The organism is Vibrio agarivorans (assembly GCF_030409635.1).
Lineage (GTDB): Bacteria > Pseudomonadota > Gammaproteobacteria > Enterobacterales > Vibrionaceae > Vibrio > Vibrio agarivorans.
This window is the reverse complement of record NZ_JAUFQF010000001.1, coordinates 1,070,965-1,095,158: the sequence shown is the minus strand read 5'-3', so window position 1 is coordinate 1,095,158 and position 24,194 is coordinate 1,070,965. Positions and strand designations below refer to the sequence as shown.

The 24,194-nt window shown below is 43.1% G+C and carries 23 protein-coding genes, 1 tRNA gene and 3 pseudogenes; 24 read left to right on the top strand and 3 right to left on the bottom strand.

Features of this window, described 5'->3' with window-relative positions:
• Positions 1–54 precede the first annotated feature (54 nt).
• From ybgC to nadA, 8 genes are all read left to right on the top strand, one after another.
• Positions 55–474 (top strand): tol-pal system-associated acyl-CoA thioesterase, encoded by a 420-nt coding sequence (gene ybgC, locus QWZ05_RS04795; protein WP_290296881.1) that lies wholly within the window; start codon positions 55–57, stop codon positions 472–474.
• Positions 464–1,153: a protein TolQ gene (tolQ, locus tag QWZ05_RS04790; protein ID WP_264876684.1), complete on the top strand. Its 690-nt coding sequence runs from the start codon at positions 464–466 to the stop codon at positions 1,151–1,153. The genes ybgC and tolQ overlap by 11 nt, the downstream gene beginning before the upstream one ends.
• Before the next feature lie 22 nt (positions 1,154–1,175).
• Positions 1,176–1,619 (top strand): ExbD/TolR family protein, encoded by a 444-nt coding sequence (locus tag QWZ05_RS04785; RefSeq protein ID WP_264876683.1) that lies wholly within the window; start codon positions 1,176–1,178, stop codon positions 1,617–1,619.
• Between the two features lie 12 nt (positions 1,620–1,631).
• A complete protein-coding gene (tolA, locus tag QWZ05_RS04780) occupies positions 1,632–2,678 on the top strand; it encodes a cell envelope integrity protein TolA (protein WP_290297124.1) in 1,047 nt (348 codons plus the stop codon).
• A gap of 103 nt (positions 2,679–2,781) precedes the next feature.
• Complete coding sequence (gene tolB, locus QWZ05_RS04775) at positions 2,782–4,140, top strand: Tol-Pal system beta propeller repeat protein TolB (RefSeq protein ID WP_289963599.1); 1,359 nt, start codon at positions 2,782–2,784, stop codon at positions 4,138–4,140.
• Between the two features lie 18 nt (positions 4,141–4,158).
• On the top strand, positions 4,159–4,710 hold the full coding sequence (pal, locus tag QWZ05_RS04770; RefSeq protein ID WP_264876681.1) for a peptidoglycan-associated lipoprotein Pal: 552 nt from the start codon (positions 4,159–4,161) through the stop codon (positions 4,708–4,710).
• A gap of 70 nt (positions 4,711–4,780) precedes the next feature.
• Complete coding sequence (ybgF, locus tag QWZ05_RS04765; RefSeq protein WP_264876943.1) at positions 4,781–5,563, top strand: tol-pal system protein YbgF; 783 nt, start codon at positions 4,781–4,783, stop codon at positions 5,561–5,563.
• Between the two features lie 145 nt (positions 5,564–5,708).
• Positions 5,709–6,770 carry a quinolinate synthase NadA gene (gene nadA / locus QWZ05_RS04760; RefSeq protein ID WP_264876680.1) on the top strand — a complete coding sequence of 354 codons (1,062 nt, stop codon included), beginning with the start codon at positions 5,709–5,711 and terminating at the stop codon, positions 6,768–6,770.
• A gap of 178 nt (positions 6,771–6,948) precedes the next feature.
• Here the strand turns inward: nadA and QWZ05_RS04755 are convergent, their stop codons facing one another.
• Positions 6,949–7,536, bottom strand: coding sequence for a UPF0149 family protein (locus QWZ05_RS04755; protein WP_390216072.1), 588 nt, complete (start codon positions 7,534–7,536; stop codon positions 6,949–6,951).
• A gap of 172 nt (positions 7,537–7,708) precedes the next feature.
• Here QWZ05_RS04755 and QWZ05_RS04750 point away from each other — a divergent pair, with 172 nt between their 5' ends.
• The 8 genes from QWZ05_RS04750 to QWZ05_RS04715 all read left to right on the top strand — a co-directional run bounded on the left by QWZ05_RS04750 (position 7,709) and on the right by QWZ05_RS04715 (position 16,516).
• On the top strand, positions 7,709–10,132 hold the full coding sequence (locus QWZ05_RS04750) for a hybrid sensor histidine kinase/response regulator (protein ID WP_290296875.1): 2,424 nt from the start codon (positions 7,709–7,711) through the stop codon (positions 10,130–10,132).
• A gap of 208 nt (positions 10,133–10,340) precedes the next feature.
• On the top strand, positions 10,341–10,793 hold the full coding sequence (locus QWZ05_RS04745; protein ID WP_264876678.1) for an L-alanine exporter AlaE: 453 nt from the start codon (positions 10,341–10,343) through the stop codon (positions 10,791–10,793).
• A gap of 146 nt (positions 10,794–10,939) precedes the next feature.
• Positions 10,940–11,027, top strand: a tRNA-Ser gene (locus tag QWZ05_RS04740).
• A gap of 209 nt (positions 11,028–11,236) precedes the next feature.
• The gene (locus tag QWZ05_RS04735) at positions 11,237–12,475 is read left to right on the top strand and encodes an integrase domain-containing protein (protein ID WP_290296872.1); all 1,239 of its coding nucleotides are present in this window, start codon (positions 11,237–11,239) and stop codon (positions 12,473–12,475) included.
• A gap of 134 nt (positions 12,476–12,609) precedes the next feature.
• Positions 12,610–13,686, top strand: a complete 1,077-nt coding sequence (locus tag QWZ05_RS04730) for a hypothetical protein (RefSeq protein ID WP_290296871.1) — start codon at positions 12,610–12,612, stop codon at positions 13,684–13,686.
• Between the two features lie 126 nt (positions 13,687–13,812).
• Complete coding sequence (locus QWZ05_RS04725) at positions 13,813–14,052, top strand: AlpA family phage regulatory protein (protein ID WP_290296870.1); 240 nt, start codon at positions 13,813–13,815, stop codon at positions 14,050–14,052.
• Between the two features lie 57 nt (positions 14,053–14,109).
• Positions 14,110–15,564: a YfjI family protein gene (locus QWZ05_RS04720; RefSeq protein ID WP_290296868.1), complete on the top strand. Its 1,455-nt coding sequence runs from the start codon at positions 14,110–14,112 to the stop codon at positions 15,562–15,564.
• Positions 15,565–15,871: 307 nt separating this feature from the next.
• Complete coding sequence (locus tag QWZ05_RS04715; protein ID WP_290296866.1) at positions 15,872–16,516, top strand: inovirus Gp2 family protein; 645 nt, start codon at positions 15,872–15,874, stop codon at positions 16,514–16,516.
• Between the two features lie 164 nt (positions 16,517–16,680).
• Here QWZ05_RS04715 and QWZ05_RS04710 read toward each other — a convergent pair.
• A pseudogene (locus QWZ05_RS04710) lies at positions 16,681–17,857 on the bottom strand (IS3 family transposase).
• Between the two features lie 159 nt (positions 17,858–18,016).
• Here QWZ05_RS04710 and QWZ05_RS04705 point away from each other — a divergent pair.
• Both QWZ05_RS04705 and tnpA read left to right on the top strand, forming a co-directional pair.
• On the top strand, positions 18,017–18,766 hold the full coding sequence (locus tag QWZ05_RS04705) for a metallophosphoesterase family protein (protein ID WP_290296864.1): 750 nt from the start codon (positions 18,017–18,019) through the stop codon (positions 18,764–18,766).
• Positions 18,767–19,269: 503 nt separating this feature from the next.
• The gene (gene tnpA, locus QWZ05_RS04700) at positions 19,270–19,707 is read left to right on the top strand and encodes an IS200/IS605 family transposase (protein ID WP_290296862.1); all 438 of its coding nucleotides are present in this window, start codon (positions 19,270–19,272) and stop codon (positions 19,705–19,707) included.
• A 279-nt stretch (positions 19,708–19,986) separates the two neighbouring features.
• Here tnpA and QWZ05_RS04695 read toward each other — a convergent pair whose 3' ends face one another.
• The gene (locus tag QWZ05_RS04695; RefSeq protein WP_239942360.1) at positions 19,987–20,205 is read right to left on the bottom strand and encodes a hypothetical protein; all 219 of its coding nucleotides are present in this window, start codon (positions 20,203–20,205) and stop codon (positions 19,987–19,989) included.
• A gap of 173 nt (positions 20,206–20,378) precedes the next feature.
• Between QWZ05_RS04695 and QWZ05_RS04690 the strand changes: the two genes are divergently transcribed.
• The 6 genes and pseudogenes from QWZ05_RS04690 (at position 20,379) to QWZ05_RS04670 (ending at position 24,158) form a co-directional block, all read left to right on the top strand.
• Positions 20,379–20,519: a hypothetical protein gene (locus QWZ05_RS04690; protein ID WP_290296857.1), complete on the top strand. Its 141-nt coding sequence runs from the start codon at positions 20,379–20,381 to the stop codon at positions 20,517–20,519.
• The gene (locus QWZ05_RS22295; RefSeq protein ID WP_353958874.1) at positions 20,520–20,810 is read left to right on the top strand and encodes a GNAT family N-acetyltransferase; all 291 of its coding nucleotides are present in this window, start codon (positions 20,520–20,522) and stop codon (positions 20,808–20,810) included.
• Between the two features lie 151 nt (positions 20,811–20,961).
• A pseudogene (locus QWZ05_RS04685) lies at positions 20,962–21,557 on the top strand (tyrosine-type recombinase/integrase).
• A gap of 155 nt (positions 21,558–21,712) precedes the next feature.
• Positions 21,713–22,192 carry a GNAT family N-acetyltransferase gene (locus QWZ05_RS04680; RefSeq protein WP_290296856.1) on the top strand — a complete coding sequence of 160 codons (480 nt, stop codon included), beginning with the start codon at positions 21,713–21,715 and terminating at the stop codon, positions 22,190–22,192.
• Between the two features lie 246 nt (positions 22,193–22,438).
• On the top strand, positions 22,439–23,056 hold the full coding sequence (locus QWZ05_RS04675; RefSeq protein WP_290296855.1) for a LysE family translocator: 618 nt from the start codon (positions 22,439–22,441) through the stop codon (positions 23,054–23,056).
• A 49-nt stretch (positions 23,057–23,105) separates the two neighbouring features.
• Positions 23,106–24,158 (top strand): annotated as a pseudogene (locus QWZ05_RS04670) (threonine ammonia-lyase).
• Positions 24,159–24,194: the final 36 nt, after the last annotated feature.

Below are 24,194 nucleotides of genomic sequence, written 5' to 3'. Positions count from 1 at the left end.
ATAAAAGTTTGGGTTATAGTAACTCATTCGTGTAAACCAAATTCGGATGTTATTTTGCATACTGTCGATAACCCCTTTCATTGGCCTGTAACGATCTACTACGAAGATACAGATGCTGGTGGTGTCGTATACCATTCCAATTTCCTAAAGTACTTTGAGCGTGCGCGAACGGAGCTATTACGTTCTGTTAATATTTCGCAACAAGTACTACTGGAACAAAAGATTGGCTTTGTTGTCCGACACATGGATATTGATTTTTTGCAAGGTGCACAACTTGACGATCATCTAACAGTAAAGACATATATCAGTGAATTTAAGAAGGTTTCGCTGTCTTTCTGTCAAGAGATTGTCAATCCCGAGGGGAAAACATTGTGCCGAGCCACGGTTAAGATAGCATGTATCGATACCGACAAAATGAGGCCAAAGGCCATCCCCAATGAGCTACTTTTGGAGTTAACCGCAAGTGACTGCTGATATTTCTTTTTTCGATCTCTTTTTACAAGCAAGCTTACTCGTAAAACTTGTGATGCTGACCCTATTGGGTATGTCTGTGATTTCTTGGGCCATGATCATAAAACGCAGCAAAGCGATTAAACAGGCACAAAAAGACGCTGAAGAGTTCGAAGACAAATTCTGGTCGGGTAACGACCTATCGATTATTTATCAAGGCGTGAAGAAGCGTAAAGACGAACTCTCAGGTAACGAAGAGATTTTCTACTCTGGTTTTACTGAGTTTGCTCGTCTACGTAAAAGTAACCCTGATTCACCGGCTTTCGTAATGGAAGCAACGGGCCGTGCAATGCGTGTTGCCGTGGCTCGTGAAGTTGACGATCTTGAAACTAACCTGCCTTTCCTTGCTACAGTTGGCTCAATCAGTCCATACATTGGTCTGTTTGGTACGGTTTGGGGCATCATGCATGCCTTCATCGCACTGGGTGAAGTAAAGCAAGCAACGCTAGCGATGGTTGCACCAGGTATCGCAGAAGCACTGATTGCAACAGCAATGGGTCTATTTGCCGCTATCCCTGCGGTTATGGCCTACAACAGCTTAAGTAACAAAGTAGGTAAATTAGAGCATTCGTACGCAACCTTCTCAGAAGAGTTCCATACTATTTTGCATCGCCAAGCGATGGCTTCTAAGGAACAGCAGTAAGCTGAAGCGCTGAGGAAAGAGCATGGCGGGTTATCAACCTAAAAAACGTAAAATGACAGCAGAGATCAACGTCGTACCTTATATCGACGTAATGTTGGTACTGCTGATCATTTTTATGGTGACCTCTCCCTTTATTACACAAGGGGTTGATGTAGAGTTACCAAAAACTTCCAATGCCAAACCAGCAACTGAGTTGGCTGGAGATTCAGAATCAAGCTTTATCATTGTCGAAATTGATCGCGATGGTAACTTAGGCTTGAGCGTCAACGACGAAGATGTCGTGCGCGGCATGGGAATTCAAGACATTATTGTCCGTGTCAAAGCAGAGTTGGCAATCAAGCCTGACTCACCTGTCGCCGTGGGTGGCGATGCTGCGACACCTTATGCTGACGTTGTTCTCGTGCTTGATGAACTAAGCCGAGCAGGAATCGACAAGGTTGGCCTATTAACGGACATCAAGGAGTAGATGCAGTCTATCATGAGAGAGAGACGAACCAAGAAACACGGATTGGGCAAGCCACTGGCTATCTCTTTTGGTATCCATGCAGCAGTGATTATTGCACTGCTTGTGGGTACTGACTTCTCTGTGTCTAAACCTGAGCCTCAAGGACAGATGGTACAAGCCGTGGTGGTTGATCCCGCTATTGTTCGTAAACAGGCACAACAGATCCGCGCGGAACGTGAAGCCGCAGCGAAGCGTGAGCAAGACCGTTTAGACAAGCTGCGCCGCGAGAGTGAGCAGCTAGAGAAAAACCGTCGCGCTGAAGAAGAGCGTATTCGTAAGCTGAAAGAGCAACAAGCCCGAGAAGCAAAAGCGGCACGTGAAGCTGAGGCTGCTCGTCAGAAAAAAGAGCAAGAGCGTAAAGCAGAAGAAGAGCGCGTACGTCAACAGCAAGAGCGTGTTCGCCAAGAGCAAGAACGTGCAGCCGCACTTGAAGTGGAACGAAAAGCCAAAGAAGAAGCGATTCGTAAAGCAGAAGAAGAGCGAGTAGCACGTGAAAAAGCTGCAGCCGAAGCCGAAGAGCGAGCGCGTATAGAGCATGAAGCTGCTGAAAAGGCAGAGCAAGAGCGAATCGAAAAAGAGCGAGCAGCGAAAGAAGCGGCCGAGAAAGCCCGTCAAGAGCAAGAGCGTCTTGAACGATTAGAGCGAGAGCGCCAAGAACAAGAGGCGGCACTGAACGATATCTTTGCAGGCATGGAAGCAGAATCGCAGCTTAACCAAGCGGCTCAATCTCAGTATAACCAATCTGAAGCAGCGCGCTACGGTGAAATCTATAAACAGCTGATTAAGCAAAACCTGCTTGTGGAGGACAGTTTTCGGGGAAAGTCATGTCAGGTTAACCTGCGCTTAATTCCAACTGGAACAGGCGCGATTTTGGGTAATCTGTCTATTATTAACGGTGACTCAAGACTTTGTAATGCAACGAAACGTGCGGTTACTCAGGTCTCGACTTTCCCAATGCCAAATAACCAGCCTGCCGTGGTTGAGCAGTTGAAAAACATCAACCTAACAGTAGAGCTGTAAATACATTTGTTTAGGGAAGAGTAAGCCAGTCTTACTCAACAATGTAAGCGCTGTTTAAAGCAGCGTTGATTGGAATAAAAATACAACAGTAAGGAACAAGCTTGTGCTAAAGCGAGTATTTTTAGGATTTATCTTATCCCTCACAGCAGCAGTTTCGACTGCACATGCTGCATTGGAATTGGTGATCACTGAAGGCATCAATTCTGCGCGTCCAATTGCTATTGTCCCTTTTAAATGGGAAGGCCAAGAGGCACTACCTCAAGATATATCTGCGGTTATCGCCTCTGACTTACAGCGTAGTGGTAAGTTCAACCCACTACGCGTCAACGACATGCCACAAACACCTTATGGTGAAAGTGATGTCGACTTTGACCAGTGGACAAATACCGGCGTTGATTCCATTGTAGTAGGGACTGTGACCCCAACAGAGACGGGCGATTACCGTGTTAACTATCAACTGATTGATATTGTTCGCGGCCAGCTCACCCAAGGTGATGCACAAGCATTGTCTGCAGACGGCCAACTGGTTTCGTCTCGTGATCACATTTTGTTTAATAAAGTCGCGACCGTGCCTAAGAACCGCATGCGTGAATACGCGCACCGTATCTCTGACTTGATTTACGAAGAGCTTACAGGTGAGAAGGGCGCATTCCGTACGCGTATCGCTTACGTTGTTGTTCAAGAAGAGGCTGATTACCCATACCAGCTTCGCGTAGCGGACTATGACGGTTACAACGAACGTCTTGTTTTGCGCTCAAAGCAACCTCTGATGTCTCCGGCATGGTCTCCAGATGGCAGCAAACTGGCGTATGTGAGCTTCCAAAATGGCCAGTCAGAAATCTACATGATGGATATTTACACTGGCAAACGTGAAAAACTGACTTCTTACCCAAGACATAACGGCGCACCACGATTCTCTCCAGACGGTGACAAACTGGCTTTAGTTCTGTCGAAATCAGGTAGCCTTCATCTTTACACGTTGGACTTAAAAACACGTAAGCTTGAGCAGCTGACGAAAGGGCGCTCAAACAATACCGAACCTTATTGGACGCCAGATGGTGACAACCTAGTCTTCACCTCTGACCGTGGCGGTCGCCCACAGATTTATCAAATGTCTGAAAACGGCGGCACAGCCAAACGTATTACTTGGCAAGGCATGCAGAACTTAAGTGGACAAATCACACCAGATGGTCGTTTTATGGTTATGGTTAACCAAAACAACTCTGGTCAGTTCAACCTCGCCAAACAAGATTTGGAAACGGGTGCAGTGCAGATCTTGACTGAAACGTTGCTCGATGAGTCACCAAGTATCGCGCCAAACGGCAGCATGGTGATTTATAGCTCAACGTATAACCAGGCAAATGTCCTATCGATGGTTTCTATTGATGGACGTTTCAAAGCTCGTTTACCTCTGACTAACGGTCGCGTTCGTGCGCCTGCTTGGTCCCCATTTTTGAAATAATATAAAAGGAATATTTAGATGCAACTTAGCAAAGTGTTCAAAGGCCTGATGATTGCAGTGCCAGTACTAGCGATGACAGCGTGTAGCTCAACTGACGATGCTGTAAACGCAGAGGGCTCTTCTACAGATTACGAAACAAGCCAACCAGCAGGTGAAGGTTCAACAACTGACAACACAGTTGTTTCTCCTATCGAAGGCGGTGAAGGCGCGCTATCTGAGCAAGAGCTACAAGAGAAAGCACTAGCAGAGACATCAACAATTTACTTCGCCTTTGACAATGCATCTATTGCTGGTGATTACGAAGAAGTGCTTGCAGCGCACGCCTCTTTCCTAGTATCTAACCCGACAAAAGACGTAACTATCGAAGGTCACGCTGATGAGCGTGGTACTCCAGAGTACAACATCGCACTAGGTGAGCGCCGTGCAGTAGCGGTTGCTAAATACCTGCAAGCACTAGGTGTTCAACCAGAGCAAGTTTCAATCGTAAGCTACGGTGAAGAGAAGCCACTAGTCTTCGGTCAATCTGAAGAAGCTTACGCGAAAAACCGTCGTGCAGTTCTAGTTTACTAATTACCTGTTTTCTAGATACAAGTTACTAAACGACGTTTAGGTACAAGACATAAAAAGGAGAGTGATGCTTATGTTGGTTAAACGCATCATTACAACGGGTCGAGTTTTTACGCTTTCTGGTTTAGCTCTTGCGCTGTCAGGGACTGCTTTCGCAGAACCTGCTCCTGTCGCAGACCTTAATACTTCATCTTCTACATCAACGCGTGCTGTCTCTTCAGCACCTGAAGGAGATGTAGCAAGATTAGAGCGCATGCTGGAAAACCGTAACCGCACCCAAGCGCGCATGCAGCTACAGATGGACGACATGGCACTGGAGATCAGTGAACTTCGTGGTCTACTTGAGCAAAATAGTTACGAGCTACAACAAATGCTGCAACGTCAGCGTGAGTTGTATGTAGAACTTGATAAAGTCCGCAACCAAGCGCCTGTGGCTATCGTCCCTGACGAGACACCAGACGTGCCTGCTGGCGGTAAAGCCTCATCGAATGCTGGTGAGCAAGAAGCGTATCAAAACGCAGTTGATCTCGTATTGAAAAAGCGTGATTACAACGCTGCGATTATCGCTTTCCAAGAGTTTCAAGAAACCTACCCAGATTCGACTTACAGTGCTAATGCACATTACTGGTTAGGTCAGCTTTACTTTGCTAAGAAGCAAGACAAAGACGCGGTGAAAAGCTTTGCTGCGGTTGTCGCTTATGAAGATTCAAACAAGCGCTCTGATGCGCTATTGAAGCTTGGTGATATTGCACAGCGCAACAACAATGCTGATGCTGCAAACAAGTACTACCAACAAGTTATTTCAGAGCACCCAAACAGTGCCTCAGCTAACTTGGCGCAGCAGCGAATTAAGTAACGCATAGTTTAAGATAAATTCCAAAGGCAACCTCGGTTGCCTTTTGTTTTTTTAGACCAAATTGACCACCCTTCGCACAACCTTTGATCCCGCTTTTCTCTAGGTGTACAATTCCCGAATTACTGGAAGATTGAGAGCCCTGGCAATGAGCCATATCCTAGATAAAATCGACACTGTGTATCCTTTTCCTCCTAAGCCGACTCCACTAACGGATGAGCAAAAGGCACAGTACGTAGCGAAGATTAAAACGCTTCTAAAAGAAAAAGACGCGGTATTGATTGCGCACTACTACACCGACCCAGAGATCCAAGCTTTGGCAGAAGAGACTGGCGGCTTTGTCGGGGATTCACTAGAGATGGCGAAATTCGGTAATCGCCACAGTGCCAGCACTTTGATCATTGCCGGCGTTCGCTTCATGGGCGAGTCAGCGAAAATTCTGACCCCTGAAAAGCGTATCTTGATGCCAACACTAGAAGCGGAATGCTCACTAGATTTAGGTTGTCCTGAAGACAAGTTCACAGAATTCTGTGATGCACACCCTGACCATACTGTTGTGGTTTACGCGAACACGTCAGCAGCGGTAAAAGCTCGAGCAGATTGGGTGGTGACATCAAGTATTGCTCTAGAAATTGTCGAGCACTTAGACGATGAAGGTAAGCAGATCATTTGGGGACCAGACCGTCACTTAGGTTCATACATCTCCAACAAAACAGGCGCAGAGATGCTGCTTTGGAATGCTGAGTGTGTCGTACACGACGAGTTCTCAGCAGATGCACTACGTAAGATGAAAAACGTGTACCCAGATGCTGCTATTCTCGTTCACCCAGAGTCACCAGAGAGCGTTGTTGCTCTTGCTGATGCAGTAGGCTCAACAAGCCAACTTATCAAAGCAGCTAAAGAGCTTCCGCACAAGCAGATGATTGTGGCAACAGACAAAGGTATCTTCTTTAAGATGCAGCAACTAGTGCCTGAAAAAGAGCTGATTGAAGCCCCAACCGCAGGCGCGGGTGCCACATGCCGCAGCTGTGCACACTGCCCTTGGATGGCGATGAACGGCCTCCAAGCTATTGAGCAAGCACTACGTGAAGGCGGCGCAGAGCATGAGATCTTTGTCGACGAAGCAGTACGCGTTAAGTCGCTTATTCCATTGAATCGCATGCTAGATTTCGCTGAGCAGTTAAATGTTCAAGTGAAAGGCAACGCGTAACTTCTGGAACTCGCTCTTGCTCCTCCCCCTTTTCAAGGGGGAGGCTGGGAGGGGGTTAATCTCTAAAACAGCAAATACCCTGCTGATATTTTAGAGAACCAAACACCAGCGACAAACAAAAAAACGGAGCACTCAATCGTGCTCCGTTTTTATATTCCATTCTCTTAAACCTAAACGCCTATTGCTCTTCAGCTTGCGCCAACGCTTGACCACGTTGAGCAATGCCACATAGCATCACTGGCATCGCCTTAAAGATCTCTTCAAACTGCTCTAAACCTTCAAGACCTTGCTCTTTCAGTGTAGCAAGCGACGTCAGTGGATCATAAAGCATAGAAAGTGACAAAAGCACACCGCCAAGCAGCGCGTTATCTTCACTCTCTTCAGGCATCAATGTTTCCCAATCATCACGACAAATCTGCCAGCCCTGAAGCATGCCTTCACAGAACTCACGCGTTGCCTCAGTAACAATATCTTCTTCGTCGAGCTCACAGCCTTCTGGCCACTGCCAAGTACCCTCAATGAGTAAAGGGCCCGTCTCATTCCAGATATTAATGACTAGCTGGATATACTCTTCGAGCTGCTCACCATTGGCGAAAGGTGCTTGCTCAGCACCACCCCACAAGAAGGGCAGCCAATCATTTACTTCAAGCAGATAAGGCGCAGAGGCCATCGCAGTAATAAAGCCACGAGTTTGAGCTTCACTGAGCAGTTTGTCTTGCAGTTCATAGTCTGCGATCAGTTGAGAAAGAGTCAATTTGCTGTCCATTGGTTATATATTATCGATTGGTTAGATCCTACATTTCGCCACAGTGTAACAAGCCAATGCCCAAAAATCAGGAAAATTCCTTGCCAGATCCTAAGTCTATGGTTAGCTTTGAATTAAGGACTGATTAAGAGCAGCCTAACGCTGCGGTATTGATAAGGATAACAATAGTCTAATGAAGCACACGTCCTCGCTGCGTCGTAAGAGTAAAATTGCGCTCACCATCTATTTGATATTGTTTATTGCGGTTATAGGTACTGTCGTATTTCAAGTAGTAGAGCCACCCATTCGCAAGCAACTACAGCAAAACTTGGACGTAAGAACCCAGCTTCTAGCTTCACAAGTCGAAGACAAACTAAATAACTCGTTAAGCATTCTCAGTAGCATAGTTAGTGTAGGTTCTGCGGGTTTAACCACTCAAGACCAAGCTGATAGCCTGTATTCAATGTTTATCCACATCGATGGTATTGTGGTGAGTGGCGGTTTATGGCCGAAGCCTTATAGCGTAAATTCTGAAACTCCCTATCAAAGCCTGTTTTACAATCGTGCTAGTGATGGTTTAGTAGAGCAGATCTACTCGTGGGATAACCCCGAAAATGGCGGATATGACCAGCAAGATTGGTATCGAAGTGTCGTTAACCTACCCCCCGGCGAATTTGTTTGGTCACCTGTCTATATTGACCCATTCACGCACGTACAAATGATCACAGCCTCATCCGCTTATTACGTTCAAGGTGAGTTTGCTGGTGTTGCTACCGTCGATTTATCGTTAGTGGATTTGGTTTCTTACATCCTAGAACACGCTGAGCAGTACAACCTCGGTGTGAGTTTAAAAGATGGCTTTGGCGAAGCCATCACCCATTATAATTTCAACATCGTTAAAGATATCTATATAAGCCAGCGCGAATTTGGTGCGTTTAACTGGCAAATGGATGTCGTCAACTCGAAATACCTTGTTAGTGATCAGGTGTTCAACCTTGTCTCGCAAGTCGAACTTGCCCTTATTCCGATTTTGCTCTGTTGTATTTTACTCGGCTACTACATGCTCAATCAGTACGTTATTCGTCCTATTGTCTCGATCGCTGAGAATGTCAGGAACTCAAAAGAGAGTGGCACCATCGATTTTGAATACAACAGCAATGATGAGATACGGTTCCTCGTTGATAGCTTTAACCAGAAAACCTTCTATTTGGAAGAAGAACGCCGTAAAGCTGAAGTCTCGACTGAAGCAAAAAGTGCTTTTCTAGCGACACTGTCTCATGAAATACGAACACCAATGAACGGTGTACTCGGCACTGCACAAATCTTGCTAAAAAGTGATTTGAACCCAGAGCAGCGTAAAATGATGCGCACTCTGTATGAGTCAGGTGATCATATGATGACCTTGCTTAATGAGATTCTCGACTTCTCTAAGATAGAGCAGGGTAAGTTGGAATTAGACAAGAGCGCGTTCCCGCTGGAAAACATCATTGGCAGTGTGAACAGTGTTTATCACACGCTATGTACTGAAAAAGGTCTGGATTTTCGTGTACATTCGGATGTGCCAGTTGACCGCTGGTATTTCGCCGATAAAGCGCGTGTTAGACAAATCTTGTTTAACCTATTGAACAACGCGGTTAAGTTCACGGCACGGGGCTTTGTGGAAGTGTATTTCAAGGAAATCCACGTCGGTGACAAACATTATTTAAGCATTCGTGTTAGAGATACTGGCATAGGTATCGCTAAAGATGCCCAGAGTAAAGTGTTCTCTCCGTTTGAACAGGCAGAATCGAGCACCACAAGACGCTTTGGAGGCACAGGGCTTGGCCTAGCAATCGTCAAGCAGATAGCCGAGCTCATGGACGGCAGTATTACTTTAAGCAGCGAGCTGGGTATAGGTTCAAGTTTTGAAGTGGTTGCACGTGTTGAGCTGGCAACACCAACCACACCGCAGTTATCTGCAACCTACAGTAAAAATTGTGACGGATTAAAGGCTTTAGTCGTTGAAGACAACCGGACCAATGCCATCATCTTAGAAGCATTATTGAAAGGAAAAGGCTTTGAGGTGTTTTGCGCTGAGAACGGCGAAGTCGCGCTAGAGCGCTTAGAAACAGACACCTATGATCTTGTGCTAATGGATAACCATATGCCCATTATGGATGGTGTCGAAGCCACACGTCGTATTCGTAAACTAGACTCCCGTAATGCAGAAGTGTTGATTCTAGGCTGTACAGCCGACGTTTTTGAAGAAACCAAACAGCGCATGTTAGCTGCAGGTGTTGACCACATCATTGCCAAACCAGTAAAAGACAAAGAGTTTGATGATGCTCTTTATTTCTATGCTGATAAGTTGCGTCAATATCAGGACCTCGACAAAGCGTACCAAGAGTTAAACCAGTTTGACGATGCGCTAGAGTCTCTAGTGATCGATTTAAGTATTGCCATTGACAACCAAGCCTATGATCAAGCTCTCATTGCATTGCACAGCATTGAACCGATGATGCCCTCAGACAACCTGGAAGGAAAACAGCTGTTGGAATCGATTCAATCACAAGTCACACACCAGCAAGCACCATCAAAAGATGACATGGATAATCTGGTTGTACAATTATTGGCTTGATGGTGGTAGTCACTGCATTTAGAGTTAAAAGTAGTGATATAAGCTGGTTTTATCTAAAACTTTGAAATCCTAAACCAATATTTTTATGTTCTAATAGCGCCATCGTCTGGTCAGTAATGGCCGGGCGTTTTTATGTCTGTAATTCAGTGATTTACTGAGATTTGCAGGCTTTTTTATATAGATGTCGTGTAATTGGAGCTAGCCCAGAATGAAAGCGCGTGCGCCGTTTTGTATTCGCAATGCCGCAGCAGATACGTTTGCTATGGTTGTTTTTTGTTTTGTCACCGGAATGATCATTGAAATCATGATTTCTGGCATGACCTTCCAGCAGTCGCTGGCTTCGCGAACGCTTTCAATCCCCGTAAATATCGCCATCGCATGGCCATATGGCGTGTTCCGTGACTTCTGCTTACGCCAAGGAAAACGTGTATCTGAATCAGGACTTATGCGTAACATCGCTGACTTGATTGCCTACGTTCTGTTCCAATCGCCAGTTTACGCAGCAATACTATTTGCAGTAGGTGCATCAACCGATCAAATCATCACTGCAGTATCAAGTAATGCCGTGGTTTCATGCGGTATGGGCGTTCTCTACGGTTACTTCCTAGATATGTGCCGTCGCTGGTTCCGAGTTCCTGGCTACCAGCGCCAATCGGCATAAATTGGTCACTCAATCAGCGAGATAGCTAATTTATCACCACTTGAACCACAAATTAGAACTTTTTTCGCTGATACCCTTGACCAACAAGGCCTGAATCATTAAATTAGCGCCTCGTTGGCACACAAAGCCAACCAAAATCAAAATACGGTGAGTTGTCCGAGTGGCTGAAGGAGCACGCCTGGAAAGTGTGTATACGGCAACGTATCGAGAGTTCGAATCTCTCACTCACCGCCACATTCAAGTTTAAAGACGCTTCAGAGCGTCTTTTTTCTTATCTGAAATACGTCAATTCAATAAGTTAAGATGCTTTAACATCCAATATTGCTCTTTTTCATCCGACACTTTTTGTACTACCTCATGTACCACTAGTCTTTTCTAATGTACCATTGATGTATCGGTGGTACATCGGATTGTGCCACAGCTGGCTTTTTCGGTGGTACATCATGGCAAAGAAAATAGCACCCTTAAACAATACTCAAGTCAAGCAAGCTAAGGCTTCAGAGAAAGAATATACTTTATCTGATGGTGATGGCCTACAGCTTAAAATCAAGCCCTCTGGTTCGAAAACGTGGGTCTTTAAATACACGAAGCCTTTCACGAAGAATCGCACAAACCTTGGTTTTGGGGTTTATCCTGAAGTCTCTCTAGCGCAAGCAAGAGAGAAAAGAAAACAAGCCAGAGAGCTACTTGCTCAAAACATTGATCCCAAAGCTTACAAAGATGAACAACGCCTAAGGCAACAAGATCAATTCAGTAACACCCTACAAGCTGTTGCTGAGAATTGGTTCGCAATCAAAAAGTCGTCGATCACGGAGGGTTACGCTAAGGACATCTGGCGATCTTTCAACTTACATATCTTTCCTTCACTAGGTAAGTATCCAATTTCTAGCCTAACAGCCCCAACCGTAATTGCGGTTTTGAAAAATGTTGCAAAATCAGGAAGTCTTGAGACAGTTAGGCGTTTAGGGCAACGTTTAAATGAAGTGATGACTTTTGCAGTCAATACCGGTCTTATTCATGCTAATCCCTTGAGTGGTATAAGAGCAGCATTTGAGAAGCCTGCTGTTAAACATATGCCCACTATAAAGCCTGATGAACTACCTGAGCTGATACGCACCTTAAACGCTTCTAACTTACAAATAGTGACACGTGCTTTAATTGAATGGCAGTTGCATACGATGACACGTTCAAATGAAGCGGCTAAGGCTGAATGGTCTGAGATCGATTTAGATAAAAAACAATGGGTCATTCCAGCAGAGCGTATGAAAATGAAACGTGAACATATAGTTCCACTTACAAAGCAGACAATCGCGATACTGAGTATATTAGAAGGGTTTAAACGCCCGCAGAGCCCATACTTATTCCCTTCCAATCGAGATCCTAAAAAACATATTCATACAGAGACTGTAAATAAAGTACTTCGCCGTATTGGATATCAAGATAAGTTGGTAGCTCATGGATTTAGGGCATTGGCAAGTACAACGTTGAATGAGCAAGAGTTTAATCCAGATGTTATTGAAGCAGCATTAGCTCATGTTGACAAAAATGCTGTGCGTAAAGCGTATAACCGATCTGACTACCTAAAACATCGGACAGAACTGATGAACTGGTGGTCGAATCATATAGAGAATGCATCCAAAGGGAGTTTGAGCATTACTAATAACATTATCAAGATAGGGTAGTTTGCCGAGAGCAAGTTTGGTTTGATAGATGGGATTGAATCGGTCGTGTTCAAATATTGGGTGATTGACCCTGCTATTTTTGCTATTAGTAGCATTAATAGCCCTACTTATCAGTCGCTTGCAAGGATGATAGTTTGAGATTTATCAATAAGGTTTTCTATAAGTTAAGTGATATTGATACGAAAGTATCAATGAAAGATAAGCTGAGAACGTGTCTTAAGCTCGATATACCGCTGTTAGTTAAGCTGCCTGATGGCTATAACGTATGGGCCATCGACAAGGAACTAGCTAAACTTACAAAGCAAGATATTGTTCTAAGTGAACGTGATTATTCCCAAAAAATCATGCTCATGCATCATCTTTTGGGAGGTGAGTACTTCTCTCGAGTTGACCCACCTAAAGTTAATACACTTTTTTTAGGTGCATCAACATTAGTCGTTGGTGTTGAATACCTAAAAGTAACAGAAAGTGATATGGAAAAATTATTAGCTTCTGAAAGTATCACGACTGATCAGTTCGGAGGCGTGGTTGTTTTTGATAAAAAAGAGCAACACTTTGTCCTAAATGAGTCGGTGCCTGTTTCTCCTTTCGATTTTAAGCTTGAGAGCAATAGCAATTCAGGTCACCCTATAATGCAGAAAATAAGAAACAGGGTGAGTAATTCGCGTTTCGTACTCTGTGATAAGGTAATTAGTAATAACAATAGTTTTAATTTTCCAATAGGATGTGAACTCAATCTCTCTGTGAGCGTGTTAGAAGTCGTGATCAGAGAAAGTGACGCTTCAAAGCTAGTGTTCGATGAGGAAGATTATCAACTGAGTGCATATCACTTAGAGCCAGAATACCATGTATCCACTGCATTACTAGAACTCTCGAGGTGTGGGTATGAGCTGTGTGTTAAAAACTTACCCGCAGGCTCAGGTGGCCGTGCTAGTTATCTATCACGGAATACGAAAAGCTTTAAAACAAAAGGGTGGTATGAAGCTGGAGCCTTTTTGATCAAAGACGGGGACGGAAAGAACTTTAATCGTGTAAAAGAGGTTTTTAGCCATCACTGGCTACCAGAAACCAAGCTAAGCAAGACAAAAGTAAAAGCAATAACGGAAAATGTTCTAGACGAATTGCATAGCACTATTAAAACAAATGAGACGTATATTCGTTCAATAGAGCTGATCATCAGACCAGATAAGTACAAACATGTAAAAACTTAAAAGAGTTTGAGCCCTTTTGTATAAAGGGCTCAGACAAGTTTTTGTGCTGAAAAGTTAACGCCACTCCTTTTGGTAATCTTATCCCGTAATGTTTAATGGCACCTTAAATCAACTAAGGAGCTTTAAATGTTATCTACTCACTCAGACCTTCGTTCAAACCAAATTCTTCGACTCAAAGATGTCATGCTAATGACGGGCCTTTCGCGGTCGACTATCTATGACAAACAAAACCCTTCATCAAAACGTTTTGATCCTTCATTTCCTAAAAAAATCAAACTAGGCGCAAGAGCGGTAGGTTGGCTGATGGGGGATATGCAAACTTGGTTAAACTTGATGAAAACTAACTCTGTAGCAGAGTCTGAGTAGTGTGGGCGGTTACAGTTATTGTTTGGTCTTTTTACGTCCTGAACGATGGGAGTGTTCATGCTATATCAATTTCCAATTTCATCGGAGATGTTTCCTATAACCTCTTCGTCATCATTAATCACTAAAGCTTATATGGAGGCTAGACTCATCACGCAAGCCCCTGATCCTATGGTCTATATGACTGCTATCAGCGCCGTTTCACTCGCATTACAAGGCGTTATTGATGTAGAAATACCCACGGGCAAAATAAGCCCAGTCTCACTAATGGGTCTAACGATTGCTGAATCAGGAGAGCGTAAATCATCGGTTGAGAATCTATTCACAAAAGGAATCAAATCGTTTCAGAAAGAAAATATCGAATGTTATCAATCACAGTTAAGGGAGTACCAAATTCAACTTGAATTACATGACAAAAAAGTCGCTCGTATAAAAAAGCTAGTAAACTTGGATGATGAACTTGAATGTGAGTCAATGGCAAGCCAGTTACTTGAACTGGAGGAAAAGAAACCAATTAAACCAACACTCAATTTGCTCACATATGAAGACAGTACTATTGAGGCATTGCTAAGTGGTTTGAGTGAAAATGTACCGAATGCTTTCCTTGGTTCTAGTGAAGGGGGAGTGTTACTTAACAGTCGAGCGATGGCGAAAACAGCTAGCCTGAATGCAATTTGGAGTGGTGACGATGTTACTGTCAACAGAAAAATAGCAGGGTCATATACAGTCGAAGGTGCTCGATTGACCGTTCATATAATGACTCAATCAAGCGCGCTAGAGCGGTTTATTAAAACATCTAAAGATAGTGTGCGTGGTAACGGGTTCTTGGCTCGTCTTCTTGTTTGTGCTCCAGCATCCAATATTGGGTTTAGGCAGTCCTCAGGGATAGATTATTCACGAGAGAGTATAAAGGAGTTTAACGGCAAGCTTTATCATTGGCTTTCAGAATCTCAATGTATGTCTAATTACAAAAACAGAAAAATCATTAGATTCTCCAATGAAGCAAAAAAAATATGGCAGGACATTTACAATGATATTGAACTAAAGATGAGGCCTGGTGGTATTTTTCATCAAGTTGCGGATCATGCATCAAAGCTACCAGAAAACATCGCAAGGTTGGCGGCATTAATTCATTGTTTTGATGGTGATTTAGATGGCGAAATTTCTTCTAGCACACTCCTTGAGTCAATTGGCTTAGTAAGTTATTACTCTGGTCAGTTTGTTAAAGTGTTCTCTGCACCGCCGAAGTGTGCAGTAGACGCTCATAATCTAGTACAGTGGCTTAATACACTTGCAAGTTCAGGAGTTAGATACATTAAAAGAAACGACATTTATCAATTCGGACCAAGTGGAACTAGAAATAAAAAAAGTTTAGAGCAGGCACTGGAACACTTAAAACCGAATTATGTGCTTAAAGAATTGATTGTTAGGCCTAAGACAAGGGTAATAGACTTATACCCAAATTGCCAATATGATGATGCAAGGTTGAGGTTTGATTTGGGAATTGGTATTTAGTAAAAAGTAGTGGTTAATAGTATGAATATTAATGTGCTAAGTATATTGGTAAGTTGCATATCAAAAGTTTAAATTATCGGGTTGATATTAATTTATAACTCCAGAGTGAAAAGTTACAAATAATCAGTGGTTAGAGTGGTGACTGTTACTTTAGTTTAAGGTCTTATACTCCACTTCGTTCTGTTGTATAACTATTCAAATTGTCGGTTATAGTATTATATATTAATCTGATTGCTAATGATTAATGCTAATACGTTTGTTGTTGATATAACAATATACTGTGCTGTTATTTGCTGGAAAGATTTGTATGTTTCTAATTAATGATAAGGAATTTAATGGTTATCCTGTGATTCATCAACATGGGCCGTTAGTCCAGGATATATTGATTGCTATAGAATTGATGATGGCTAAGTCATTTTGTGAACATAAGCGTCTAGCGGTTTTTCGCTTTGAGCTGAAATTCCCTGGTGATTATATAGGTACGGCAGAGGTTATATCTAAGTTTATTGATTCACTCCGTTTTCGAACTCAACGTGATCTATCGAAGAAAAGCAAAAGTAGAGGTAGAGCAATATATAGCGTAATTAACTATCTCTGGGTCAAAGAATTAAGTGGTAGTGAAGGCTGGCATTACCACTTTGTATTAGTGCTAAACTATGATGTATATAACTGCTTTGGAAAAATCGGCAGTAAGAATAATAATATGTACAAAAGAATATTGGCGTCTTGGGCTAGCGCTATAGAATGCTCTGAAAATGATGCTTTGGGACTTGTCCACCTTCCGAAAAACTCAGTCTATAAGCTTGATAAAAATTCTCTCACATTTGGTGAAGATATCAATGCCGTACTGTTCAGACTTAGCTATTTGGCAAAACTCAAGACAAAACCTTATGGCAGTAATACGAGGAGGCGGTTTTATGGAACGAGTAAAAGGAAAAGTTGGTTATCTTAGCAATTTAACTGTCTTGGTGAGGAAGCATTGAAGTTAAGAAAATGGCCATAGCTGGTGGTCAAACGATGGTCAGTGTAGCTGGTGCAGATAAAACTGATCTGCTCCAGCAAGATTGGACACTACAATAAGCGACATTTTGCTGCTCAAAGTTAACTGTGTAGTGGTCAACTAAAATTGGCCACCGCTTTATAAGTTTCCCAGTACTGCCTCTCCGATTCATTCGGTGTTAGGCCACCATTGTACTGGTGCGGTCTGATTTGGCTGTAGTATCTAATGATGTAGCCAACAATGCTTTTCCAAGCTTCGGATAAACTTGGATAGCCGCAAGCTGGCACCCATTCAGTTTTAAGGCTTCTAAAGAAACGTTCCATCGGACTGTTATCCCAGCAATTTCCTCGACGAGATAGACTCTGTTTTATTTGATATCGCCAAAGCGCTTGGCGGTACTTGCGACTCGTATAATGACTGCCCTGATCACTGTGGAATAACACATTAGAGGGTTTACCACGTGACTCATAGGCCATCTTCAACGCCTTGCCTGTCAGTTGGCTATCGGGTGAAAATGACATAGCCAACCTATAGGTTTACGTGCAAATAGGTCGATTACAACTGCAAGATAACTCCAACGATTTCCAGCCCAAACATAGGTCACGTCACCGACCCAGACCTGATTAGGAGCAGTCACAGCGAACTGTCTATCTAAATGATTTGGGATTTCAATGTGCTCCTGAGCTGCCTTACTGTAGCGATGTTTAGGAAGTTGTCGGCTAACTAGCCCCAGCTTTTTCATTAGCTTAGTCGCTCTATAGCGAGAGAACTTGATGCCCGATTTCGTTATGATACTAGCAATCGTTCTAGCACCTGCAGAGCCATTGCTGACACTGTGAGCCTCTTGAACTAGGGCACGTAAACGAACCTCTTCTGCAGAGTGATTCTTGGGCCTTTTGCTCCAATATTTAAAACTACTTCGATGGATGCCGAACACTTTACACAGTTTTGCAACGCTGTAGCTCTGTTTGAGTTTCTCGATTATCGAGAATTGTTCAGTGAGTCCGACATCAACAGAGCAGTAGCCTTTTTTATGATTTCATTGTGCTCTTCCAGCTCAGCGATCCGCTTTTTGAGCTCACGGATCTCGATCTGTTCAGGGGTGAGTGGTGAAGCTTTTGGCGTGACACCTTGCCTCTCTTGCTTGAGTTGTCTCACCCACTTGTCCATTGCTGACTTGCTTACGTTCATCGCCTTCGCTGCTTCAACAACGGTATAGCCCTGGTCAATGACTAATTGAGCGGCCTCTAGCTTAAATTCAGGACTGAAAGTTCTTCTTGTACGTTTTGTCATAGTTTCACCTGTTGTGTACGAGGTGCATTCTAACACCTCTAATCAGGTGGCCAAATTAACTATGCCACTACACAGTGAAGTCTTACTGCAGTAGTTGCATAAATATACGACATTGTGTATTTTATATGCATTAAAGTAAGCTTAGTGAGGGTGGTGAAAATGAAAGCTTATGCTGTTATTTCTGATATTCATAGTAATATTTATGCATTACAAGCGGTTGTTAAAGATGCCAACGCAAAGGGAATTACCACTTTTATTAACTTGGGAGATATCTTTTACGGCCCGATAGAGCCAAAAAAAACATTTGACTATTTATGTGGTTTAGATGTTTTGACGATTTCCGGAAATCAAGACAGACAAATTTATCAGTCAACTGAGACTGAAATTGCATCCAATCCCACTATGAAGTTTGTGTTAGATGACCTAGGTGAAAGACCGATAGAGTGGATGAAAAGCCTACCTTTCGACCTAGTGGTCAATAATGACATCTATGCCTGTCACGGTACACCCAGTGACGATTTGGTTTATTTGATGGAAGATGTCTCTTCAGGTACTGCCTTATTGAGAAGCGAGGAAGAGATAATTGAATTGTTAGGTACAGTCTCTTCGAAAATAATCCTGTGTGGACACAGCCACACCCCGCGAATACTTAGCCTATCTTCAGGCCATGTTATTGTTAACCCTGGCAGTGTCGGACTTCAGGCGTATGCTGACGAGGAACCTTTTCCCCACACAATCCAGAATAGTACACCTGAAGCGTCTTACGCCACTCTCAGAAGGGAGCAGGGTGAAGACTGGGAGATCTCTTTGCACAGAGTTGGTTATGATTACGGCGAAGCAATAAAGCGAGCCTCGGTAAGACGTCGAAATGATTGGGTAAATTGTTTACGTACTGGCCGCTGTTTTTAGCAAGTTCATGGTCGCGTTTACATTGCCTCGTCTCACCTGACACGCCTTTGCCCCATTGTTTGTCAGCGGAACTCAATCTCAAAAATTAAAGTGAAGTGGTTTGACCTACATTTTCTTATCTATCCAACCTCTAGCAACTTGGGGTTCGCTAGCTGTGTTTGTGGAGCTAATGCTCGTTTGTCAGTGAGCCGGAGCAAATACAAAACCAGCGATTTTTCCATAAAGGGAAATTGAATCTTCATGTTTGCAGGTCATAAGTAAAGGCAGTCTATGCCGTCATATGGATAATAGGCGGCAGGATGCGAGTGGAAAAGGCGGCTTATTGCCGTATATTAAGCCTTAGCTGACGAAGAGTGTAGCCTAACTCTGTAGGCTACTTTTTATTATAGGCCCTAAACCACCGCCTAGGGCGGTGGTGATTGTCCCTTTGGGCTCTTGCCCGAAGGAGTGCCCATGTTAAAAGTTAATCTCTTATTCACCACAAGTAAGAGGAAACAAATAACATGAGCGACTATAGAAGTTCATCACATGTATATTGGCGTTGCAAATACCATATTGTATGGACGCCAAAGTATAGGTTCAGGATTTTGAAAGGTAATGTAGCCAAAGAGCTTTACCGGTCAATCTACATTTTGTGCAATATGAAAGATTGCGAAGTCCTAGAGCTGAGTATCCAAGAAGATCACGTTCATCTGGTAATAATAGTGCCGCCTAAAGTCTCGATATCGACTCTAATGGGGGTACTAAAGGGAAGGGCTGCAATCCGATTGTTCAACAAATTTCCACATATAAGAAAACGATTGTGGGGAAATCATTTCTGGGCAAAAGGTTACTTTGTGGACACGATTGGTGTTAACGAGCAAATTATACGAAGGTATGTACGTCACCAAGAGAAGAAAGAGTTGGAGCACGAGGCTCAGTTAGAGATGAAGATGGACTAACCATCTCGTTTGCCCCCTTATAGGGGGCTCAAAGCAAAACCGCCTTCTCAGAAGGCGGTCAGTTTACTTTAACAGCATTGTTAATGGCACTTAAAAGGTCTCTGCTGTCATCATCCCTCGCCGTGGCATTAGCATTAAACCTGCCAGAGAATGTGAAACCTTCACTATCTGCTTGAACTTGTATATGTGTGTCTTTTCGGCGTGATTGCCATTTGTGCCATAGGTAGTTAGACACCCATCCTGTCAAAATGCCTATCGTAAATGAGATCACGTAATCCATTAGCGTTGGACGTTAATATTATCCATGGAATTTCGTACCTCTTTAAGCGCTTTCACAAAGCCTTCTGGTTGACCCGGTCGAGCTATGTTTTCATCAGTAATGCGTTTTATTTCATCCACTAGACCTGGGTTGTTTACTGAAAGTCCGGCAATAAGGACAGACATAACACCCTCTAGAGCTTGAGTTTTGTAATGGAGATCTTGAACACTAATTGACATTTTGTTTCCTTGTTACTTCGGTTTAGGAGCAAAAAGAATATCGTGTTATTTGGTGCTGGTTTGTGATGGCGTTCAAAAATAAAAAATCTATAAAACAGTGTAATACAACAGGTTTTGAGTACACTTTGTCATCGTCCGCTAACAGAGCGTTATGAGCTAGGAGGGAATTTTACATGGAATACATCATCAGATCTGCTTCAGAATCGGATGCGGCTGGTATTAAAGAAGTCTCAGAACACCTTGGCTACTCTCAGTTATCCTCCGCTGAATCGGCTACAAAACTTCAAGAGTTACTCAATTCTACTCAAGACTAAGTGTTCGTAGCAGAGCGGCAAGGCCGAATTTTAGGTTGGCTACATCTTATCTATGCTAGACGTCTCGCATCAGGCAACTTTTTTGAAATTGGTGGTTTAGTTGTTTCTCCTGAAAATCGAGGTTACGGTGTTGGTCGAGCTTTAGTCCAGTATGCTCAGGCTAAAAATTTAGGTACGTTCAGGGTACGTTGTAACGAAAAGAGACTTGATGCTCACAAGTTTTACGAAAGCATTGGTTTTGATAACAGTAAGGTTCAGCGGGTGTTTCAGTCCGCTCATAGAAACGTTTAAGGTTTCAAGATACTTTTTCTAATCTGAATGAAGTGGTTTAGATCAGTACGCCTAAAACGTTTCTGTCCACCAACGTTTCAGCTCTTCCTAAACCCTATTAAATATGACTCCCAAACTTCATGTTGACCAAAAACACTGGGGGGAGGTCATCATGAGAAAGTTATCTTCTGGAAAATGCAGTGGCATAAAAAGGCCATTTAAGCTTGAAGAGATATGGCGGATCAGAACTAGGCTGGAGATTGAAAACGATTTGATGCAGCTCGCGCTACTGAACCTAGCTATAGATAGCAAGTTAAGAGCGAGTGATTTGCTGAAACACACGTTTACGATGTTTCTTCGCAAGGAGTTATTTATGAAAGGGTTCAGTGCATCCATCAAAAAACGGGTACCGATGTCCACTATGAGATTACTCCGAGAACACAGCAGAGTATTAGCCGATGGATCTTTGCAGCATCCCTAGAGGCAAGCAGTTTTTTATTCCCGAGTATCCGACGCTCTGGGCAATCTATCAGCTACTCATTCTATCGTTCAATCATCAGGAAGTGGGCTGCAAAACTGGGATTGAATGCTGACTATTACTGAACTCATTCCATGCGCCGTACTAAAGCCACTTTAATCTATGCCAGAACGAAAAACATCAGGGCCGTTCAGACCTTACTTGGACATTCGAAGCTAGATAACACAATTCGATACCTTGGCGTTGAGTTAGAAGACGCTCTGAGGCTGTCTGAGAGAACAGATTGCTGACAGACAGGAGCTACTACAGGCTTTTCTTCTGAAAAGCCTGTGCCCCTTTTTAAGTTAGTTACGACGGAAGTGGTCTTTGAGCAGTAATCAAATTGACTTCATAAGTCTTATGGGTTCAAGTCATAGTTAGGATTAAATGAGATCGGTGGACCTCTGTGAAATTGCTAAAGTCTGAATACTCGACAAAAAATGTCGTCAAAGACCTAATGCAAGCCTATTTGCATGATATGTCGCCATATACTGGTGAGCGGCCAGATGAGAAAGGTTTGTACAGCCTAGGAAAGTACTTCGACCTATATTGGACTGACAAAGACCGTTTTGCTTATATCTGTTTTCACGAAGATGAGCCTATTGGGCTTGCTCTGGTACGAGAAATTACTCCTAACCAATTTTCAATCTCAGAGTTCTTCATTTTGAGCTCAAAAAGGCGAAGGGGTATAGCAACTCACTTTGCTCAAGAAGTATTTGAGCAGCACCGGGGAAGATGGAGTGTCTCGCAACTAGAATCTAACAAAGTGGCTCAGTGCTTTTGGCGTAGGACTATATCAAGCTATACCGAGGGCGCATTCTCTGAAGGCTGGTCATCTTCACAACCCCTTGGACCTCAGCAGTCTTTAGATAATAGTGACTTGTAATGCATGTTTGCCCCAAAATGTGCTGGGGCTATCTAGGGGCTACTGGCTGATAGAGCTTCCTTGACTAACACCTCTTTATGCCTGCCACTTGTGAGGAAGTTGGATTCTAAAGGGCTAGTCGTAAACCTAACTTCATGACAACATGCTATAAAGCAAGACAATACAGAATATGATGCTTTGATATTTTATGTTATTGATTGCATATTAATTCAACGATGAATTGATTTTATGTTGTGATGTATTGGGATGGATTTCTTTCTTGCTATCGTTTTTTTTGCCGTATCTTCCTCAATAACTCCTGGCCCCAATAACATATTGGTAATGACGTCAGGCGTTAATCACGGGGTCAAGAAAACATTACCTCTTTTAACCGGTATCTGTATTGGCTTTACAGTCATGTTATTGCTAGTTGGATTAGGCTTTTCTGCGATTTTCGAAGCGTTTCCTTCCATTCACTTAATCATTAAATTTCTCGGTGTTATATATCTTGGTTATTTGGCTTTTCTAATCGCAACATCTAAAGGTAGCGTTGAATCAGCTAAAGAAGGTAAGCAGTTAACTTTTCTGAATGGCGCTCTATTTCAGTGGGTAAACGGGAAAGCGTGGATTGTGGCTACGGGTGCTATTGCAACATATACAACTGCTGATTCTAACTTTTTTGCCCAGAACTTGATGATAGCTATGATTTTTTTCTTCGTTTCATTTCCTTGTGTCGGGGTGTGGTTGGCTTTTGGGTCGATCTTAAAGAACGCACTAAATTCTTCCAAAAGCAGAAAGGCTTTCAATATCACGATGGCTAGTCTATTGCTCTTGTCGGTAGTGCCTGTCGTAATTGAGCTAAGCCGGATGATTGGGTTGGCTTGAAGCCAAACTACTCATGATAGCTAGTGGATATAGTCAAAAAAGGTAAAAAATGCACACGCTTAAAGAATACCCGATAAACCTGCATGAAATGTATAAAGCGCGAGAGGTAATTGGTAAGTTTATGAAACCATCGCCTCTTATCAAGTATGATAGTCTCTCACGAGAACTAGGGTTTGAGGCATATATTAAGCACGAAAACCAGAATATGACCGGTAGTTTCAAAATTAGAGGTGGCATCAATGTAATGTCACATCTCAAAGAGAAAAAGGTCAGCGGTGTTGTAACTTTTTCAACTGGGAACCATGGTTTATCTGTTGCTGCTTCTGCAAAGTTGTTTAACTTGCCATCGATTGTTGTTGTGCCTGTTGGGGCAAACCCAATAAAGATTGACCTTATAAAAAGAGCTGGTGCTGAAGTTATTGAAGCAGGTAGGAATTTTGACGAAGCGGCAGAGGTTGTCTCTGAGATCAATCAGATCTAAAAGTTATTACTATGTACATCCAGCAAATGAGCCACTACTCGTAAATGGAGTTGGTACAGAGTTTCTCGAAGTACTTGATGAAGTTCCCGATCTTGACCCAATTGTGCTGCCATTAGGTGGGGGAGTGAAGTTGCTTCGGCTGTTGTAGCGTTAAAATCAATTGCTCCCCATGTAAGTATTTATGCAGTTCAAGCTGAACTTTCATGCGCTGCTTATCAATCATGGTGTCGAAACAAAATAGTCAGCAGCTCTAATCACACATTTGCTGGCGGTTTCGCTACAGGTACCGCATACGAAACCACTTTTGATCTTTACCGAGATAAGCTAGATGATTTCATACTGCTGTCCGAAGAAGAAATTGTTCAAGGGATCGCCCTTGCCGCTTTTCATACAAAGAACTTAGTCGAGGGCGCTGGTAGCTCAACGATAATGGCTTCTGTAAAGTTGAGACAAGAGCTTGCAGGGAAAAAAGTGGTATTACAATTCAGTGGTGCTAATGCTTCTGCAAGCGAAATTAAAGAAGCGTCTAAACTTAGCTGTTTCTATGACGGTGTAATAATGTGGAACTTTACTATCAGTGCTTTTGCCATACCAAAAGTTATCCGTATTTTTCTAATTTAAGTGAATGCTCTAAGTAACTTTTGTCCCAAAATGAGC

Bases quoted from the DNA above. Each gene is read 5' to 3' on its own strand.
- QWZ05_RS04690 (WP_290296857.1), top strand. From the start codon at position 20,379: ATGGAATACATCATCAGATCTGCTTCAGAATCGGATGCGGCTGGTATT.
- tnpA (WP_290296862.1), top strand. From the start codon at position 19,270: ATGAGCGACTATAGAAGTTCATCACATGTATATTGGCGTTGCAAATAC.
- QWZ05_RS04750 (WP_290296875.1), top strand. From the start codon at position 7,709: ATGAAGCACACGTCCTCGCTGCGTCGTAAGAGTAAAATTGCGCTCACC.
- tolA (WP_290297124.1), top strand. From the start codon at position 1,632: ATGAGAGAGAGACGAACCAAGAAACACGGATTGGGCAAGCCACTGGCT.
- pal (WP_264876681.1), top strand. From the start codon at position 4,159: ATGCAACTTAGCAAAGTGTTCAAAGGCCTGATGATTGCAGTGCCAGTA.
- QWZ05_RS04695 (WP_239942360.1), bottom strand. From the start codon at position 20,205: ATGTCAATTAGTGTTCAAGATCTCCATTACAAAACTCAAGCTCTAGAG.
- QWZ05_RS04785 (WP_264876683.1), top strand. From the start codon at position 1,176: ATGGCGGGTTATCAACCTAAAAAACGTAAAATGACAGCAGAGATCAAC.
- QWZ05_RS04755 (WP_390216072.1), bottom strand. From the start codon at position 7,536: ATGGACAGCAAATTGACTCTTTCTCAACTGATCGCAGACTATGAACTG.
- QWZ05_RS04720 (WP_290296868.1), top strand. From the start codon at position 14,110: ATGCTATATCAATTTCCAATTTCATCGGAGATGTTTCCTATAACCTCT.
- ybgF (WP_264876943.1), top strand. From the start codon at position 4,781: ATGTTGGTTAAACGCATCATTACAACGGGTCGAGTTTTTACGCTTTCT.
- QWZ05_RS04715 (WP_290296866.1), top strand. From the start codon at position 15,872: ATGTTTCTAATTAATGATAAGGAATTTAATGGTTATCCTGTGATTCAT.
- QWZ05_RS04725 (WP_290296870.1), top strand. From the start codon at position 13,813: ATGTTATCTACTCACTCAGACCTTCGTTCAAACCAAATTCTTCGACTC.
- nadA (WP_264876680.1), top strand. From the start codon at position 5,709: ATGAGCCATATCCTAGATAAAATCGACACTGTGTATCCTTTTCCTCCT.
- QWZ05_RS04705 (WP_290296864.1), top strand. From the start codon at position 18,017: ATGAAAGCTTATGCTGTTATTTCTGATATTCATAGTAATATTTATGCA.
- QWZ05_RS04735 (WP_290296872.1), top strand. From the start codon at position 11,237: ATGGCAAAGAAAATAGCACCCTTAAACAATACTCAAGTCAAGCAAGCT.
- QWZ05_RS04745 (WP_264876678.1), top strand. From the start codon at position 10,341: ATGAAAGCGCGTGCGCCGTTTTGTATTCGCAATGCCGCAGCAGATACG.
- QWZ05_RS04675 (WP_290296855.1), top strand. From the start codon at position 22,439: ATGGATTTCTTTCTTGCTATCGTTTTTTTTGCCGTATCTTCCTCAATA.